Source organism: Streptomyces yongxingensis, from assembly GCF_055597465.1.
This window is the reverse complement of record NZ_CM145717.1, coordinates 541,519-557,972: the sequence shown is the minus strand read 5'-3', so window position 1 is coordinate 557,972 and position 16,454 is coordinate 541,519. Positions and strand designations below refer to the sequence as shown.

General features: G+C 69.1%; 8 protein-coding genes. 2 read left to right on the top strand and 6 right to left on the bottom strand.

All coding sequences use genetic code 11. The annotated features are described in order from the left end of the window. Positions 1 to 8: 8 nt before the first annotated feature. The 6 genes from ACZ6TD_RS02490 to ACZ6TD_RS02465 all read right to left on the bottom strand — a co-directional run bounded on the left by ACZ6TD_RS02490 (position 9) and on the right by ACZ6TD_RS02465 (position 14,200). Positions 9 to 3,758: a beta-galactosidase gene (locus ACZ6TD_RS02490; protein WP_471349726.1), complete on the bottom strand. Its 3,750-nt coding sequence runs from the start codon at positions 3,756 to 3,758 to the stop codon at positions 9 to 11. Further along, positions 3,755 to 7,396, bottom strand: a complete 3,642-nt coding sequence (locus ACZ6TD_RS02485) for a beta-galactosidase (RefSeq protein ID WP_471349724.1) — start codon at positions 7,394 to 7,396, stop codon at positions 3,755 to 3,757. The genes ACZ6TD_RS02490 and ACZ6TD_RS02485 overlap by 4 nt, the downstream gene beginning before the upstream one ends. Then, on the bottom strand, positions 7,393 to 9,261 hold the full coding sequence (locus ACZ6TD_RS02480; RefSeq protein ID WP_471349721.1) for a DUF4091 domain-containing protein: 1,869 nt from the start codon (positions 9,259 to 9,261) through the stop codon (positions 7,393 to 7,395). Before ACZ6TD_RS02480 ends, ACZ6TD_RS02485 begins: the two co-directional genes overlap by 4 nt. Positions 9,262 to 9,367: 106 nt before the next feature. After that, entirely contained in the window at positions 9,368 to 12,031 is a 2,664-nt protein-coding gene (locus ACZ6TD_RS02475) for a glycoside hydrolase family 31 protein (protein WP_471349718.1), read from the bottom strand. A 533-nt stretch (positions 12,032 to 12,564) separates the two neighbouring features. Further along, positions 12,565 to 13,353, bottom strand: a complete 789-nt coding sequence (locus ACZ6TD_RS02470; protein WP_471349714.1) for a DeoR/GlpR family DNA-binding transcription regulator — start codon at positions 13,351 to 13,353, stop codon at positions 12,565 to 12,567. Between the two features lie 364 nt (positions 13,354 to 13,717). Further along, the gene (locus ACZ6TD_RS02465; protein WP_471349712.1) at positions 13,718 to 14,200 is read right to left on the bottom strand and encodes a MarR family winged helix-turn-helix transcriptional regulator; all 483 of its coding nucleotides are present in this window, start codon (positions 14,198 to 14,200) and stop codon (positions 13,718 to 13,720) included. Between the two features lie 95 nt (positions 14,201 to 14,295). Here ACZ6TD_RS02465 and ACZ6TD_RS02460 point away from each other — a divergent pair, with 95 nt between their 5' ends. Both ACZ6TD_RS02460 and ACZ6TD_RS02455 read left to right on the top strand, forming a co-directional pair. Further along, the gene (locus tag ACZ6TD_RS02460; RefSeq protein ID WP_471349709.1) at positions 14,296 to 15,036 is read left to right on the top strand and encodes an SDR family NAD(P)-dependent oxidoreductase; all 741 of its coding nucleotides are present in this window, start codon (positions 14,296 to 14,298) and stop codon (positions 15,034 to 15,036) included. 60 nt (positions 15,037 to 15,096) lie between these two features. Beyond that, on the top strand, positions 15,097 to 16,242 hold the full coding sequence (locus ACZ6TD_RS02455) for an epoxide hydrolase family protein (protein WP_471358768.1): 1,146 nt from the start codon (positions 15,097 to 15,099) through the stop codon (positions 16,240 to 16,242). The last annotated feature ends 212 nt before the right edge of the window (positions 16,243 to 16,454 follow it).

The following is a 16,454-nucleotide window of genomic DNA, read 5'->3' as shown; positions in this document are numbered from 1 at the left end:
GCCGGACATCAGGCACCGCCGCCGCAGGTCAGCTTGGCGTCGGCCCAGTCGGCGTGGTCGAGGGCGTTGCCGTCCCCGGCGTCCGAGACGACGAGCTCGAGCCGGCGCGCGCCTGCCACATCGACGTCGATCTCCTTCGTCGCGGTGTCCCGGTCGACGGTGCCGCTCTCGTAGACCGGGTCTCCGTCGGCGAGGACGGTGTAGGCGACGGTGGCCGGGCCGTCGGACCGGCCGTAGGTCTCCTGGTCGAGGCCGAGGGCCGCGTGGAAGGTGGCGCAGGTGCCGCCGAGCCACACCTGGACGCTGCTGGTGGCGTGCGTGCCGAGGCCCTTGTCGTAGACGGTGTCGTGCAGGGTGAGTGGCCGGCCGTCGCCTTCGGCGTTCTCGCCGACGGACTGGTCGCGTTCGACCGGGCCCCAGCCGTTGCTGCTGGCCTGGAACGGCAGATCGCTGACGTAGTGTTCGCCGGCCGTGAGGGGCGGTGGCTGCGCCGCGACCACCTCTTCCCCGGTCACCGAAACGGGCTTGCCGTCCCGGGTGAAGTCGGCGGTGGTGCCGAGGATCGCGACGGTGCCGGTCTTCTGGTCGGCGGGCACGGTGACGGTCCACCGCGCTTTTGCCGAGGCACCGGGTTTGAGGGTGCCGAGTTTCACCGGATCACCCGGGGCCCCGGTCCAGCCCTCCGGCAGCTTCGGGCGCAGGGTGAGGTCGCTGAGCGTCTTGCCGTTGTGCGGTACGGAGGCCGTCGCCGTGACCTGGTAGGTGTTGCCCGGCTCGACGGCGTCGGGGGCGTCGACGGCCACCCGCGCCGGGGTGGACGGGTCGGCGTAGGTGGTGGCGTCGTACGCCGGAGCGGCCACATCGGCGATCCGCAGCGAGGAGGTGACATTGCCGAGGGTGGTGAGACCCACCTTTCCGAGGCCGCCGCTCTCCGCGTCCTCGCTCCACGAGGCGATGGCGAGGGTGTTCTTGCCGTCGGCGCGCAGGATTCCGCCTGGGAGGGGGAAGGTGTGCTGGGGGCCGGTGTCGTTCACGTACTGGCCCATCAGCCAGCCGTTGACATAGATGAGGGCACGGTAGTCGCGGTCGGGGGAGTCGGTGATGGTGACGCCGATGGAGACGTCCTGGCCCCCCGGCAGCCGGGGGGTGAAGGTGGTGCGGTACCAGGCGATGCCAGGGGCGTTGCCGGTGGCCGGCAGTGTGGTGGCGTCCCAGGAGCGGTCGGGGTAGCCGGGCAGCGTCCAGCCCGCCCGCTCGCCGTACAGACCGCCGTTGTTCATGTGCCCCCGCACGGTGTCAACGGGCTTCTCGCCGCCCCGGGCACCCTGGATCCGCCAGGTGATCTGTGCGTCGGAACCGCTGAGATACGCCGCGGTCAGCCCGCGCGGCTGCTTGTGGTCGTCGCTGTTCCAGGTGAAGTCCTCGTTGTGGCCCATGGTGCCGACCAGTACGGAGATCACGTTGTCCTTGCCCTCGCGCAGCAGGCCGTCGGTGATGGGGAAGGACCGGCGGCCGGTCTCGCTGGTCCCGGCGAACTGTCCGTTGATCCACACCGAGTACGCGCCCACCGTCGCCGACGAGGTGTCGGGGTTGGTGGCGTTCGCGGCGAGGGACAGGGACTTCTCGGCGCCGGTGGCTTTGAAGTGGCCGCGGTACCACGCGTAGCCGTAGTGGTAGCGGTACTCGTCCTGGTAGAGCACCGGCCAAGTCCCGGGCCCGATGGGGTTGTCGGTGGTCAGCTTGTCGGCGTACGTCCATGAGGAGTCGTCGAAGTCCGGGTCCACCTCCGGGTTTTCGGCGGATGTCCTCCAGCCGGTCAGCTCGGGCAGGGTGACATCCTTCGGGCCGGGCACCGTGCCGAGCAGGCTGCCGGACGAGGTCGGCCTGACCTTCAGGGACGCGCCGTTCCAGGTGACGCTCCGTACGTTGGGTGGTGCGAAGACCTCCAGCGGCCCCGCCTTCCGCGCGTCCCCGGTGAGCGCGAGCGTCCGGCCGGTGACGGATGCCGTACGGACCAGCTCGGTGCCGCGTTCCAGGACCGGACCGGCCGGTGTGTCCTGCCGCCAGAAACCGGCGGCCTGGTCGTCGGTGCCGATGAGCAGCAGCAGATCGGGGCGGCCGCCGCCCTGGACGAGGACCCGGGTGAGGCCGGTGTGGGTGTAGTCCAGCTTCAGGTCGCCGCGCTTCCCGTCCCAGGTGGTGTCGGCCTTGCCGTCGACCACGGTGACCTTGGGCTTGGCGGGGTAACGGAGCACGGTCTGCCCGGGGTCGCCGTCACCGCCGTACAGCACGGCTTGGGTGCGGTCACCGGTCCGGGTGCTGGTCAGCAGCTCGCTGGTGGAGTAGACGAGCCGCTGCCGGCCGCCGAGGTCGTGGCCGGCGACGAGGATCTTGCCGGTCTTGCCGTTCAGCCGCGCGGTGACCGGATAGGTGCCGTCCGGGGTCTTCCAGTCGAAGGTGGTGGTGGCGTCGGCGCCGGACATCGGGTCGCCGTGGCGGAGGTAGAGGAATTGGGTGCCGGTGTCCGGGTTGGCGCGGGCTTCGATGTGCACGGCGTCGTTGGACGAGGCGGGCGCGTCGGCCGGATCGGTCGCGGTGAGTGGACCTGTGGTGGTGTAGAAGAGGCCCTGCCGCTTCATCTCGTCGTAGTCGGCGCCGGTCTGGCGCGGCTCGCTGATCGGTGCGCCGTAGTCGTAGGAGGTGTAGACCTGGCGCGGGTCGGCGAGCCAGCCCCAGTTGGTTCCGCCGTAGGTCATATAGAGGTTCTCGATCGTGGTGCCCTGCATGACCTCGTGCTTGTTCACGATCTTCTGGTACGCGGGGCCCATCTTCTCCCGGCACTTCTCATAGCCCGTGTCGCCCCAGGTCTGGAACCATCCGGTGCCCGCCTCGAAGATCGCCAGCGGTGCGTCGTCCTGCTGCCGTTCGAGGGTGGGCAGCCACCACTCGCCCTTGCAGAAGGAGTTGTACTGGTCCAGCTCGCCGACGAAGTCCAGACCCTCGCCGCCCGCGTACCGCGGCATCGGTTCGTTGCCGACGAGGGGAACGGTGATGCCGTCGGCCCGCACCTGTTTGCTCAGCTCGACGATGTAGTCCCGGCCGTCCGGGTCGTACAGCTCGTTCTCGACCTGGTAGAGCAGCACCGGTCCGGTGCCGTCGGTGACCTGGCGGCGGGCGAGGATCCGGTCGATCTCCCGGAGCCATTCGCGGGCGGCGGTGAGGTATTCGGGATCGGTGGAGCGGGCCTGTCCCTTCTGGGTCATCAGCCAGCCGGGGAAGCCTCCGCCGTCCGTCTCCGCGTTGATGTACGGCCCGGGGCGGGCGATGACATACAGCCCGGCCTCCTCGGCCATGTCGAGGAGCTTGTCGACGTCACGGACGCCGGTGAAGTCATAGCGGCCCTTCGCGGGGGAGTGGTAGGCCCAGTCGAAGTAGATCGAGACGGCGTTCATGCCGCTTGCCTTGATCTTCTGAAGGACGTCACGCCACAGGTCGGGGCTGGGGAGCCGCCAGTAGTGGAACTCTCCGGACCATACGAAAAGCCGCCGGCCGTCGACTTTGACGGAGTACTTGTCGTAACTGACCGTATGGGGCGTGGCCTTGGTGGCTTCGGCGGCCGTGCCCGTGGCGTGGGCGGGCACCGCCGCGGACAGGACCGCGAGCAGCACGGCGGCCAGCGCTCCGGCCAGCGCGGAGCGCAGCCTGCGACCGGGGCCGGAGACGAGCGGGGCGGAAAACGGGGAACGGGCGAGGTTCATGAGGTGCCTCCCGCGCAGGTCAGCTTGGCGTCGGCCCAGTCGGCGTGGTCGGCGGAGACATCGCCGCCGCCGTCGACCAGCAGGTCCAGCCAGCGAGCGCCGGTCACGTCCACGTCGACGGCGGCGCCGCCACCGGAGCCGTACAGCACCGGGCTGGTGAAGCGTGAGCGGCCGTCGGCGATCACCTGGAAGGAGACGCTGCCGCCGTCGCCGACCTCGTCGTCCACCCCGGTGGTGGCGGTGAACCGGGTGCAGCCGCCGCCGAGGTAGACCCGGATCTGGCTGTCCGCGTGCACGCCGAGGCCCTTGGCGTACGTGGTGCCGCCGATCGCGAGCGGCCGCCCGTCGCCCGCCGCGGACTCGCCGTTGGAGGTGTCCTTCTCGACCGGCCCCCAGCCGTTGACCGCCTTGACCCAGGTCAGATCGCTGACGTAGGCGTCGGCGGACAGCCCCGGCGGGGGCACCTGCACGGCCCGCTCACCGGTGACGGTGCCTGGACGGCCGGTCTGCGTCAGCTCCGCGGTCGCGGACAGGACGGCGTAGTGGACCGGGTCGCCGGGCGGGGTGACGGTATAGGCCGCCGTCACCGTGTCGCCGGGCCGGACCCGGTCGAAACGGGTGGTGTCCTCGGTGGTCGCGGTCCAGCCGTCCGGCACGGTCAGCGCCAGCTTGACGTTCCGCGCGGTCGGCGCGTCCTTCGGCACGGTGAGCGTGACGGGGACGTCGGTGGCCGTGCCGGTGCTCAGGAACGGCTCGGCGCCCACGGTGACCTGGGCGCCCGAGGTCGGCATGGCGTAGTTCTCGGCATCGTACGAGGGCGCGTCCACCGTACGGACCTTGATCCCGCCCGCCGACGCGCCGAGGCCGACGAGGCTCGCCGAACCGGGGCCCGAAGCCTTGCCGGTGGACCAGACGGCCAGCGCGATGGTGTTGGTGCCCTGCTCGCGCAGGATGCCCGGGGGGATGACGAAGCGCGTCTGGGGCCCGGTGTCGGCCAGATAGCGGCCGATCAGCCAGCCGTTGACGAAGATCTGGGCGCGGTAGTCGGTGTTTCCGCCCTTGGGTTCGGCGAGATCCAGTGCGATCGCGTTGTCCTGGCCCCGTGGCAGGTCGAGCCGGGCGCTGGTGCGGTACCAGCGCACGCCGGGTCCGGTCTTCCCGGTCTGCCCGGACAGGGTGGTGCGGCTCCAGCCGTCGTCGGGGTAGCCCGGCAGCGACCAGCCGGCCCGCTCCCCGTACAGCCCGCCGTTGTTGTACGGGCCCCGTGCGGTGTCGACCGGACTCTCGCCGCCCCGGTTGCCCTGGATCTTCCAGGTGAGGGTGGTGGCCCCGCCGATCACCTCGGCGCCGAGCAGGCCGCGCGGTTCCTTGGAGAAGTCGTGGCCCCATTCCTCGTTGTGGCCCGCGTTCTCGACGAGCGCGGAGAGGACGTTGTCGCCTTTCGCCCTGAGCGTGCCCGCCGGGATGTCGAAGGTGTGCGGGCCGTCGCCGGAGCTGCCGAGGTAGCTGCCGTTCAGCCAGACCGCGTACTGGCCGGTCGGACCGGTGTTGGCCCTCAGCGCGATCGCGGTCGCCTTACCCGTGGCCTTGAACCGGCCGCGGTACCAGACGTCGCCGTGGTGGTAGCCGTACTCGTCCATCGCGAGGACGGGCAGCGATCCGTCCAGCTCGGCGTTGTTGGCGCTGACCTTGGCGGCGGTGGTCCAGGTGGAGTCGTCGAAGCCCGGGGCGGACTCCGGCGCTTCCTCCTTGTACTTCCACGTCCTCAGCTCGGGCAGCTCGATGGGGCGCGGCGCCCGGGTGACGGCGGCCCGGCGGCCGTTCCACGTCACCTTGGTGGCGTCCGCGATGACCTCGAGCTTCGCGGCATCGGTGGAGTCGCCGGTCAACTTCAAGGTGCCGTCGTCCAGTCCGGCGGTACGGACGAGGGAGGGGCCACGCACGAGGACCGGACCCGCGGCGGTGTCCTGCCGCCACCAGTGGGCGGTTTCGGCGGTGTCGGCGATCAGCAGTTCCAGGCCGTTCACCAGCACTCGGGCCAGCCCGCCGTGGGTGTAGTTCAGCCGCAGATCGCCACGCTCGGCATCCCAGGTCGGGGTGACCTCGCCGTCGAGGACAGTGACCTCGGGCCGCTTCGCATACCGCAGAACGGTCTCACCGGTCTCGCCCTTGCGTCCGTACAGCAGCGCCACGTCACGGCCACCGATGCGGGCGTGCGTCATGATCTCCGACGTGGAGTAGACCAGCCGCTGGTCGCCCAGGTCGTAGCCCGCGACCAGGAGTTTGGCGTCCCGGCCGGCAACGGTGATCGCGCCCCGCTGCGGCACGCGCGGATAGTCGCCGTCGGCGCCGGACAGGGACAAAGTGGTCTCATCCTCGTCCTTCACCCGGGTGTCGGCGTGCCGGACGGTGAAGAACTGGGTGCCGTCGTCGGGGTTCACGCGCCGGTCGACGCGCAGTGCCTCATCGGACGGGGTGGGCGCTTCGGCCTTGTCGGTCCGCGCCAACGAGCGGACCGAGTTGACGAGGTACCCCAGGCGCTTGAACTCCTGGTACTTGTCGGTCAGTCGGCCGGACTCATCGATGGCGGCCCCGTAGTCGTACGACGTGTACACCGCGTTGGGATCGGCGAGCCAGCCCCAGTTCGTACCTCCGTACGTCATGTAGAAGGACTGGCCGGTCACCCCGGCGGCGATGTTCATCTTGCTGAACACCCGGGTGAAGTCGGTGCCGGTGAGCCGCGCGCAGTCCTGGTATCCGGTGCCGCCCCAGGGGTCGAAGGCGCCGCCCTGTGTCTCCGGGATGATCAGCGGGGACTCGGGCTTCCACTCGCCCGCGTACGAATAGTCCGGCAGGTTCTTCCAGGCGTCGGGTCGCGAGCAGTCGAAGCCCTGCGGATAGGCGTCGAAGCCGTAGATGTCGGGGGCGCCCTTGCCGCTCACCCAGTTCTTGTTGGCGCCGCCGTCGTTGACGAAGGTGGGCACGTCGATGCCGTCGTCCTTCGCCCAGTCGATGAGCGTCTGCATGTAGTCGGCGTCGTGGCGGCCGCCCTGGTACTCGTTCTCGACCTGGTAGAGGATCACCGAGCCGGTGCCACGGGTGAGCTGGTGGCGGGCGATGATCTGGTTGATCCGGCTCATCCACTCGCGCGCGTCGTCGAGGTAGGCGGCCTCGGAGGTGCGGTTCACGCCCTTTCGCGTCTTCCGCCACGCCGGGAAGCCGCCACCGGAGACCTCGGCGTTGATGTACGGGCCGGGGCGGGCGATCACATACAGACCGGCGCGCTCGGCCTCGTCCAGCAGCCTTTCCACATCACGAATGCCGGTGAAGTCGTAACCGCCCGGCTTGGCCGAGTGGTAACCCCAGTCGAAGTACAGCGAGACCGCGTTGAATCCGCCCGCCTTGATCTTCTGAAGGACGTCCCGCCACGCGTCGGGGCTGGGCAGCCGGAAGTAGTGGAACTCGGCGCCCCAGATGTACAGGGGCTTTCCGTCGACCTTCACGGAGTACTGGTCGTAGGTGACCGTGTGCTCCCGCGCCCGCGGCCCCGCCTGGGCGGGTGTCGCGGCGCCCGGACCCGTCAGGGGAATGACGGCCAGCAGCGCGGCGAGCAGCAGAGCGCTCCAGCGCCCTCTCATGACGTCAGCCCCTTCACCACAGCGGCCCGCGCGGTCTCGATGTCGGTGACGTCCTTCGTACGGCCGTCGAGGTTCCGGGTCGCTATGGCCAGGGCCTCGGCCAGGGCGTCGCTGTCGGCGGCGTCGGCCTCCTTCTCCCTCAGCTGGGCGATGAGCTCGTAGTCCTCGATGCCCTCCTTCAACTGCTCCCAGCGAATGCTGGACATCGGCCCGTCCTTGCCGGGGTAGACCAGGTATTCGTCGCCCTGGGTGAAGATGTGCACCGGCTGACGGAAGGGATCGCGGGTCCAGCTGTTGTACGACCAGCGCAGAAAACCATCGAGATTCCGCTGGGCGGAGATCCACGGCAGCATGCGTGCCTCCACGGCGGGGGAGTACGACAGGGTGTTCGGATGAGCCGGTGAGCCGTAGACGTAGAAGGTGGTGATCTTCCCGGCCGCGTGCCGCTCCGCCACCTTCTCCTTGGTCATCGCCTCGATGCCGCCCCAGTCGACGGACAGGTTCGACGCCACGCCCTCCGTGCTGACCGACCCGGCGACGGAGATACGGTCGTCGAAGACCGGCGCGACCTCGTGGACGAAGTCCTTGACGACCGTCATGGTGCTGATCGGGCGCTCGTCGAAGGACAGCCAGGTGTCCTCCAGCCAGCCCTTCGCCTTCAGATGCTTCTCGAAGGCGGGCAGAAACGCCCCCCACGCCTCCCGCCAGCGGTCCCCGCCCAGATCGACGTTCTCATAGACGGTCTTGCCGGTACGGGTGTCCGTGTAGGTGAGGTGCTCCTTGTCCTGGAACGCCAGCATGGAGAAGGCACCGATGTCGGGCCCGAGCCCCGCGCGCCTGGCGGTCTGGACATATGTGTCCCAGCGGGAGAAGTCGAAGGAGAACCTCCTCCCGTCCCAGGCCCAGCCGACCATGCTGGAGTACGGCGTGGCCGTCTGCGACTCCCGGGTGCCCAGCGACCACTGATGGTGCCAGGGGTTGTCGACGATGGTGGTGTTGATGACCTTCTGCCCCCGGGACGCCAGGTCGCGGCTGTACGCCTCGATCAGCTTCCAGTGCCTGTCGGACCAGAGCTTCACGCCGTGTGCCTGCGCGATGGTCTCCGGCTGGGCCCATACGTCGAGGAAGAAGCGGTAGTTGTCGGAGTCCGGCGCGCTCGCGTCCGCGACCTCGATGGTCAGCGGGTAACTGGCCTGGGTACGGCCGTCGGCGTCGACCCTCACGGTGCCCCGGTAGGTACCGGGTCTGGCCTTCTTGGGGACATGGAAGGTGAACCAGAGCGGCTGCGCCGCGTACGCGGGCACGTCCACGGAGGACCGCTCTTCGAGGGGGTCGCCGACCACATCGGGGTTGCGGTCGCCGGAGACCTCCTTGCCGGAGCTGACCTGGTCGATGGTGGCGGACCAGTCGACCTCGCTCTTCGAACGCTGTACGGGGACGTACTTCACGAACCGGATCTGGGTGTCGTCCCCGGACAGCTTCGCCCCGCCGGGCCCGGTGAGATCGCCGACCACGGCCTTGACGTTGTCGAGATCCTGGCCGGACGCGATCGCCAACTGCGCCGAGACCTGCTCGTCGCGCACGGCGGAGAGCGCCAGCTCCTTGGTCTCCTTGCCCTGGACGGGGGTCATCGGATAGCGCGGCACCCGTTCCTCCGCGGAGCTGGCGAAGGACCCCGTGGGCACCCAGGTGACGGTGTCCTTGGTGCCCATGGCGTCGGCGACCTTGACGGTCAGCCAGGTGGTGGTGGCCTTGGAGCCGGGGTCGGTATCGGTGGTCGCACCGGTGACGGCGATCGCGGCGGTGCTCGCGGCCACCACGACACCCGCGACGAAGCCGGCGAGGAGCGAGGAGGTACGTGCCATGGGTCTGTGTTCCCTCTCTCAGGGACGTGCACGGGTGTGGTCCTCGACAGCCGCGGCGCGGTGCGGCGGGGGCCTGCCGGGAAGCGGCGGCTCGGCGCCGGTGGCGTCAGGAGGTGACGGAGAATCCGCTGAAGACCGCCTCGATGTTTTCGCCGGGGTAGCTGGCGTTGGCCGCGCTGGCGGCCATTCCGGCGTCACCGGTGCCGGCGGCCGACGGCACCTCGGCGGTGCCCACCCGCGACCAGGTCTCGCCGTCCTTGCCGGGTGCGGTCAGATCGTCGGCCAGGGCGATCCCCGCCTTGCCGAAGGGCGAGGCGCTGTCCTGGGAGACCAGCTCGGTCCGCACGGTGGCCTTCTCACCGGCCGCGTCGTCGAGGTAGATGACGCCCTTCTCGTCCCTCCACCCGGACGGGTCCTGGCCGCCGGCCCAGAGGGCGAACTGGTCCCCCCTCCGGGCGTATCGGGCGTCATCGGCGGTGGCGGTCGTCAGATACGGGGCCGTCACACCGCCCGGGGCAGGCTTGATCTCCGCCCGCACCGCGTCGGAGACCTTCTGGATACGGCCGTACGTCACCGTCGCGGCGAGGTCGTGACCGCCCCACCTCGCGTCGGCGGCCGGGGCGTCCGGACTGATCAGGACCGAAGCGGCCGGGGCGTCGTCGCGCTTCAGCGCCTTGATGGCCTTGGCGGCGCCCTTTGCCTTGAGGTTGACGAACGCCGGGGTGACGCCGAGGGGTGCCGCGTATCCCTTGAGGGTCCTGGGGCCGCGGATCACGGTGCCCTGGTTGACGTCGTACCAGGTGCCGGGCGGCAGGTGGACGGTCCGGGTGGCGCCGGTGCCCAGCTTGGGCGCGGCCAGCACGGCCGGGCCGAGCATCCACTCGTCGGTGACGGTGTAACTCTCCTTGTCCTTGGGGAAGTCGAAGAACAGGGGCCGCATGATCGGGTCGCCGGTCTTCAGGGTGGTGGACTGGACCTGATCCCAGATGTACGGGGCGAGCTTCTTGTGCGTCTCGATCGCCTGCCGGTAGAGGTCGACCGTCTCCTGGTCGTAGTCCACCTTCTGCCCGGTGGTGGTGTCATAGGTGTCCACGGGTGACGTCGAGGAGTACATCAGCGGCATCAGCGAGGCGGACTGCGCCCAGCGCACCAGGACGTCCTTGGACGGGGCGGGCTGACCGCCGGAGCCGCCGACCATGTCGGATTCGACGAACGGGTAGCCGATGGTGGAGATCGCCAGATTCTGGGTGACGGAGGCGCGCAGGGAGTCCCAGCCGGTGCCCTTGTCGACCTGGCGGGTGACGAAGCCTGCCTCGTGCGCCGTCTTGTTCCAGTGCACCCGGATGCCCGCGCCCTGGAGGTCGAACTCATCGGCGAGTTGTGTGCCGAGCTTCTGGTAGTCGGTGGCCTGGTGGCCTTCGCGCGGCGCGCACTTCTCGTCGAAGAAGCGGGTGTCGAACTTCAGCCCGTCGATGTCGTAGGTGTCCATGAGCTTCTTGAGGTTGCCCACGTACCAGGCCCTGGCGTCGGGGTTCGCCAGGTCGATGATTCCGGCCTGGCCGTTCCACCAGGTCACTTCGCAGGGCTTACTGGTGTCCTTGGCGTCCCTGAGGAGATAGCCGTTGTCGACGGCGTACTGGTAGTTGTCCGAGTCCAGGTTGATCCACAGGGTGACCCAGAGGCCGAAGTCGAACCCCATGTCATGGATCTTCGTGGACATGCCCTTGGGATCGGGGAAGGTCTTGGGGTCCCAGGTCAGATTGCCGTAGTCCGACTCCCACTTGTCGTCGAGCTGGATGGTGTGCCCGTCGAGACCGTTGTCGTGGAGGTCGGTGGCATAGTCGAGCAGTTTCTCCTGGTCGACCTTGGTGTAGAACTGTGCCCACGAATTCCACAGCGGCTTGGCGTACTGCTCGTAGGTCGCGTCGCTCTTGGCCGGCTTGCCGACGATGCCGATGTAGTCGCGGTAGACCTCCAGTGGGGTCGACTCGACGAACACGGTGGCCTTGTAGGTGTCGGACGACTCGACGGTGAAGCGGCCCAGGCCGTCCCCGGCCCTGTTGAGTGTCACGTCCATGACACTTCCGGTGTCGACGTGGAGACCGGTCGAGCTGGAGGTGTACCAGAACGGGTCGATCATGTTGTACGAGGCGGGGCCGAAGGTTGTGTGTTCGACCTCTCCCGTGTCGAGCGGCCAGGGCTGATTGACACCGGGGCCGCCCTGCGGGGTCTCCGCCTCGCCATGGCCGTACCAGTGGCCGGCCGATGACAGGTCGTAGACGAGGCCGAGTTGGTCGGGGCTGCCGCCCTCGACGTCCCAGTCCAGTTGGTAGCGGTCGGACGCGGGAGTCAGCCGCGCCTTGACGGTGGCGCCGTCGAGCGTGGTGTCGGCGGTGAGGGCGAGGACGCCGTCCTTCCACGCCCAGTCGGTGACCTCGGTGGCGTGCTGCCACTGGCCGCCGGAGCGGAATCGCAGGCCCCCCGTGTCGCCGCTCGCGGTGTTGAGCACGGTCTCTCCGGCGCGCTCGGTGGTGACGGCGAGTGCGTCGGTGGCGATGTCGACGGTGTAGCCGGGGGCCCTATCGGTGGCCGGCACGGACACGGTGAGGGCATCCGCGCTGTGCGCTACCTTCGGCCGGGCGGCGGTGTCCGCCCGGGCCGCCGTGGCGAGGGGGTCGGCGACCGACGGTGTGAGTGTCAGGGCCAGCGCGGCGGCCAGGAGCGTGGCGAATCTACCGGGTTTGCGTGGTCTGCGGGGGTGGGTGCGCACTCACGTCCTCCTGCGGGGCGGGCCGGCGTCGTTGAGCAGCACTGCAAGATCATGCTTATTTGTGTTGATGTTCTGGCCATATACGTCGGATGTCAACACTCGTTTTCCATGATTTCTTGACCCGCCCGCCATGCCCGTCGTCCCCGGCGACGGTGAACTTCCCCGGTCCGCGCCCTGGTTCCCGAGCCCACGGACCCGGGGAAGGCGGCGGTAAAATCTGTGTGAACCACGCCCGATTCAGTCCGTTTCTGTCCCTAATGTGTGGGTCTGACGCGAGGGTTGGGGCCGGGTGATGCCACGCCCGCGGCCTCACGCGTCGTCAGGCACGCCTCCGGGCAATCGCTTATGCCTGGCCCCGGCCCCAGCCCTGGCCCCGGTCCTGGAACGTCCGAGCGGTCCAGGACCTCCGAGGTGATGCCGGGTTGGATCAAGGATGAAAATGCTTGATTCGGCCCGTCATCGATCAGGAACAATCACCCGCTTGGCAGTGACGTGGTACCCGCCTGATCGTGCCGGTCGTCGTTCGCCGACGCTCAGGCCCGGACGATCTCCACGCCCGCCGCGGCGAACGGTTCGGTCAGCTCGGGGCCCGCCGCCTTGTCGGTCACCAACACATGGACGTCCTCCACCGGGCAGATCCGGGCGAAGGCCCGCCGGCCCAGCTTGGAGGAGTCCGCGACGACGACCACCTGCTCGGCACGCAAGGCCAGCGCCCGGTTGATGCCGGCCTCGCCCTCGTCGTGGGCCGTCGCGCCGTGCCTGGCGTCGATCGCGTCGACGCCGATGAAGACATGGTCGATGGTGATCTGCGCGAGTACCTCGGTGGCGAGCGGCCCGGTGAGCTCGTACGAGGCGGGGCGGGCCACGCCCCCGGTGACGACGAGCTTCACATGGCGGCGTACGACCAGTTCATTGGCGATGTTCAGCGCGTTGGTGACCACCGTCAGAGTGGGCCCCGCACCCTCCGTGCCCAGCTCCGGCCGGGTGGCCAGCGCGCGGGCGACCGCTGTGGTGGTGGTGCCGCCGTTCAGGCCCACCACGGCGCCCGCCTTCACCAGGCCCGCCGCCGCGTCGGCGATCCGCTCCTTCTCCGGGGCGTTGCGCGCGGCTTTGTAGCGGAGCGGCAGGTCGTACGCGATCGCATTGATCACGGCGCCGCCGTGAGTGCGGGTGACCATCTGCTGGCGGGCCAGCTCGTCCAGATCACGCCGGATCGTGGCGGCGGAGACCCGCAGTACCTCGGCGGCGGCCTCGACCTCGAGCCGTCCATCGCGCGTCAGCATCTCCAGCAACGCGCTCCACCTGGCCTGCGGTGCCCCCATGTGTCATCCCCTGTCCCGTGGTGTGCGGGCTCATGAAATCACAGGTCACCGATCGCATCATGTGAAAGGTGATGTCTGTTTGAGCATTCATTCCGGCGAAACAAGCGTTTTCACCGCCAGTAAGGCGACCGTGACGTGCACCGCCGACCGCCGTGAAGGGCTACAGGTCCGTAAGGCGCCGCATGCCGTCCTCGACGCCGGTACGGGGGTGGACCCAGCGCGGAGGCCACGATGAGTCATGTGCCGTCGGGCCCCGGGGGCCGGCAGACCGGTGACGTACGCGGCTGGCCGCTCTCGCTGCCGATGGTGTGCTGCTCGCGTGCCGTTGGAATGCCGAAGCTCACCGCGGGCTCCATGCGCAGGATCACCCGGGGTGCTTTCGCGGACCGTAGTTGGACAACAGCGCGTCGGCGGCGCGGCTGACGGCCTCAAGCGTCGCGGGCATGGACTCGGGCGGGATATGGGCCAGGATGCGCGTGCGCACGCTCGCCACATAATGGGGGAGCGCCTGGTCGGCCGCGGCGCGCCCGGCGGCGGTGAGGGTGGTCACGTTGCTCCGCGCGTCGTCCGGGTCACGGTCTTTCGTGACGAGGCCCTTGGGGCGCAGTCCGTCGACGACGCGGGTGATACGGCTGGGAGTGAGCCCCACGCACTCGGCCAGGTCAGCCATGCGCAGGCACTGGCCAGGCGTCTCCGCCAGAACGATCAGCACCGCGAAGTCGGTCATGGCGATCCCGGCCGTGCGGGTCATGTCTTCTTCCAGGAAGCGCGGCAGGCCGTGGACAAGGCGCCCCAACTGGCGCACGAGCTGTTCTTCCTGAGGGCTCAGCGGGGTGTTCTCGGCCACGTGGTCATCATGCCCGAGTTCACTTGCCCAAGCAAGGAAACAGCTGTAATGCTTGCCTAGGCAAGGAAATTGGCGTGGTGGAAGAGGGGACCGCAATGACCGATCTGTCCGACAAGGCCGCTCTGGTGACCGGCGGAAGCCGTGGCATTGGCGCCGCGATCGTCCGCCGACTGGCCCAGGAGGGCGCCGATGTCGCTTTCACCTACACCAGCTCTCATGAACAGGCGACGGCTCTGGTGGAGGAACTCCAGGGGTGGGGGCGTTCCGCGATCGCTCTGCGGGCCGACAGCGCCGACCCCGATGCCCTGTCCGGCGCAGTGGATGCCGCGGCCGCGGAATTCGGGCGGTTGGACATCCTGGTGAACAACGCCGGCGTTGTCGTGGCCGGCCCGGTCCGCGATCTCACCGTCTCGGACATGGACCGCGCCCTGACCGTGAACGTGCGCGCGGTGCTCGTCGGAATCCAGGCGGCGCTGCGCCACCTGCCCCCAGGCGGACGGATCGTCACGATCGGCAGCAACCTCGCCGACCGTGTCCCCTTCCCCGGCGCGGCTGTGTACGCGGCGAGCAAGGCCGCGCTGGGCGGCCTGACGCGAGGGCTGGCCCGTGAGGTCGGGCCCCAGGGCATCACCGCGGTGTTGGTGCAGCCCGGCCCGACCGACACCGAGGCCAACCCGGCAGACGGCCCCATGGCCAAGGCCCTGCGCGACGCCACGCCGCTCGGCCGCTACGCGGCCCCCTCGGACATCGCGGCGACCATCGCCCACCTCGTCGGCGAAGGAGGCCGGCACATCTCCGGCACCACGATCACCGTGGACGGCGGACACAATGTCTGACCCGCGCCGCGGCCCTCACCTTACGGAGCACGCCATGGTCCGCCCCATCACCCCCTCCCGATCGCTGTTCCCGAAGCAGACCTGCAAGATCTGCGTCACCGACTGGAGAACACCCGCTGGCCCGCCCCCGAGACGGTCCGGGACACCAGCCAGGGCCCCCAACTCGCCAAGCTTCAAAGCCTGGTGGAGTTCTGGCGCACCCGCTACGACTGGCGCCAGACCGAGCGGCTCCTCAACACCTACCACCACTCCACCACCCACATCGACGGCCTGGACATCGCTTTCCTGCACGTCCGCTCGGCCCACGTGGACGCCACGCCTCTGCTCATGACCCACGGCTGGCCCGGATCCGTTCTGGAATTCCGGCACGTGATCGCCCCGCTCACCGCCCCTGAGGAGCACGGCGGACACGCCGACGACGCCTTCCATCTGGTCATCCCGAGCCTGCCCGGCTTCGGCTTCTCCCAGGCACCCACGGATCCGGGATGGGACTTCAAACGTACGGCCCGCGCCTGGGTCACACTCATGGACCGACTCGGCTACGACCGCTGGTACGCGCAGGGCGGCGACCTCGGCGCAGGCGTCACCGAAGAGATCGCCGCCCTTCGGCCCGCCGGCCTCAAGGGCATACACCTCAACTTCGCGACATTCACGCCCACCCCGCAGGAACGCGCGGACGCCACAGCCGAGGAAACAGCCATGCTGGAGCAGGCCGACGCCTTCTGGCGCACCCAGTCCGCCTACGCCCAGCAGCAATCGTCCAGGCCCCAGACCATCGGCTACGCACTGGCCGACTCTCCCGTGGGACTCGCCTCCTGGATCTACACCCTGTTCCAGGACAACACCGGCACTCCCGGAGACGCGGAAGCCTCCCTGCCGCTCAGCGAGATCATCGACGACATCATGCTCTACTGGCTGCCCAACGCGGGCCCTACCTCCGCTCGCCTGTACTGGGAAATCGCTCGATCCCGCTGGACATCGCCGGCTCGCCCCGACCGGCCCATCGCCGTGCCCGCCGCCTTCAGCCTCTCGCCGAAGGAACATGTCCGCACTGCCAAACGCTGGGCCGAAAGCCGCTACACCAACCTCGCCCACTTCAACACCGTCGCCGACGGCGGCCACTTCGCCGCATGGGAGAAACCCCATCTCTTCACCGCGGAAGTGCGCACAGCCATCAAACTCATGCAACGCCACAGTCAGGTTTGATGGGACTGTAAACAAGTACCAGATGTTCGGCCGTGTCGGCTTCGCTCTCGTGCGGAAGCGATTCCTCCTCGCGCGTGCGGACCCGGTCAGACCGCGCCCGCGCGGCGAGCGCGGGAACTCTGTTCGGCGTGCCCCGTTCGACGGTGTACGGCCACCTCGACAAGACCATGAGCTCAGTGGTGATCACGTGCCGTGGTTTTCCTTCTTTCGAG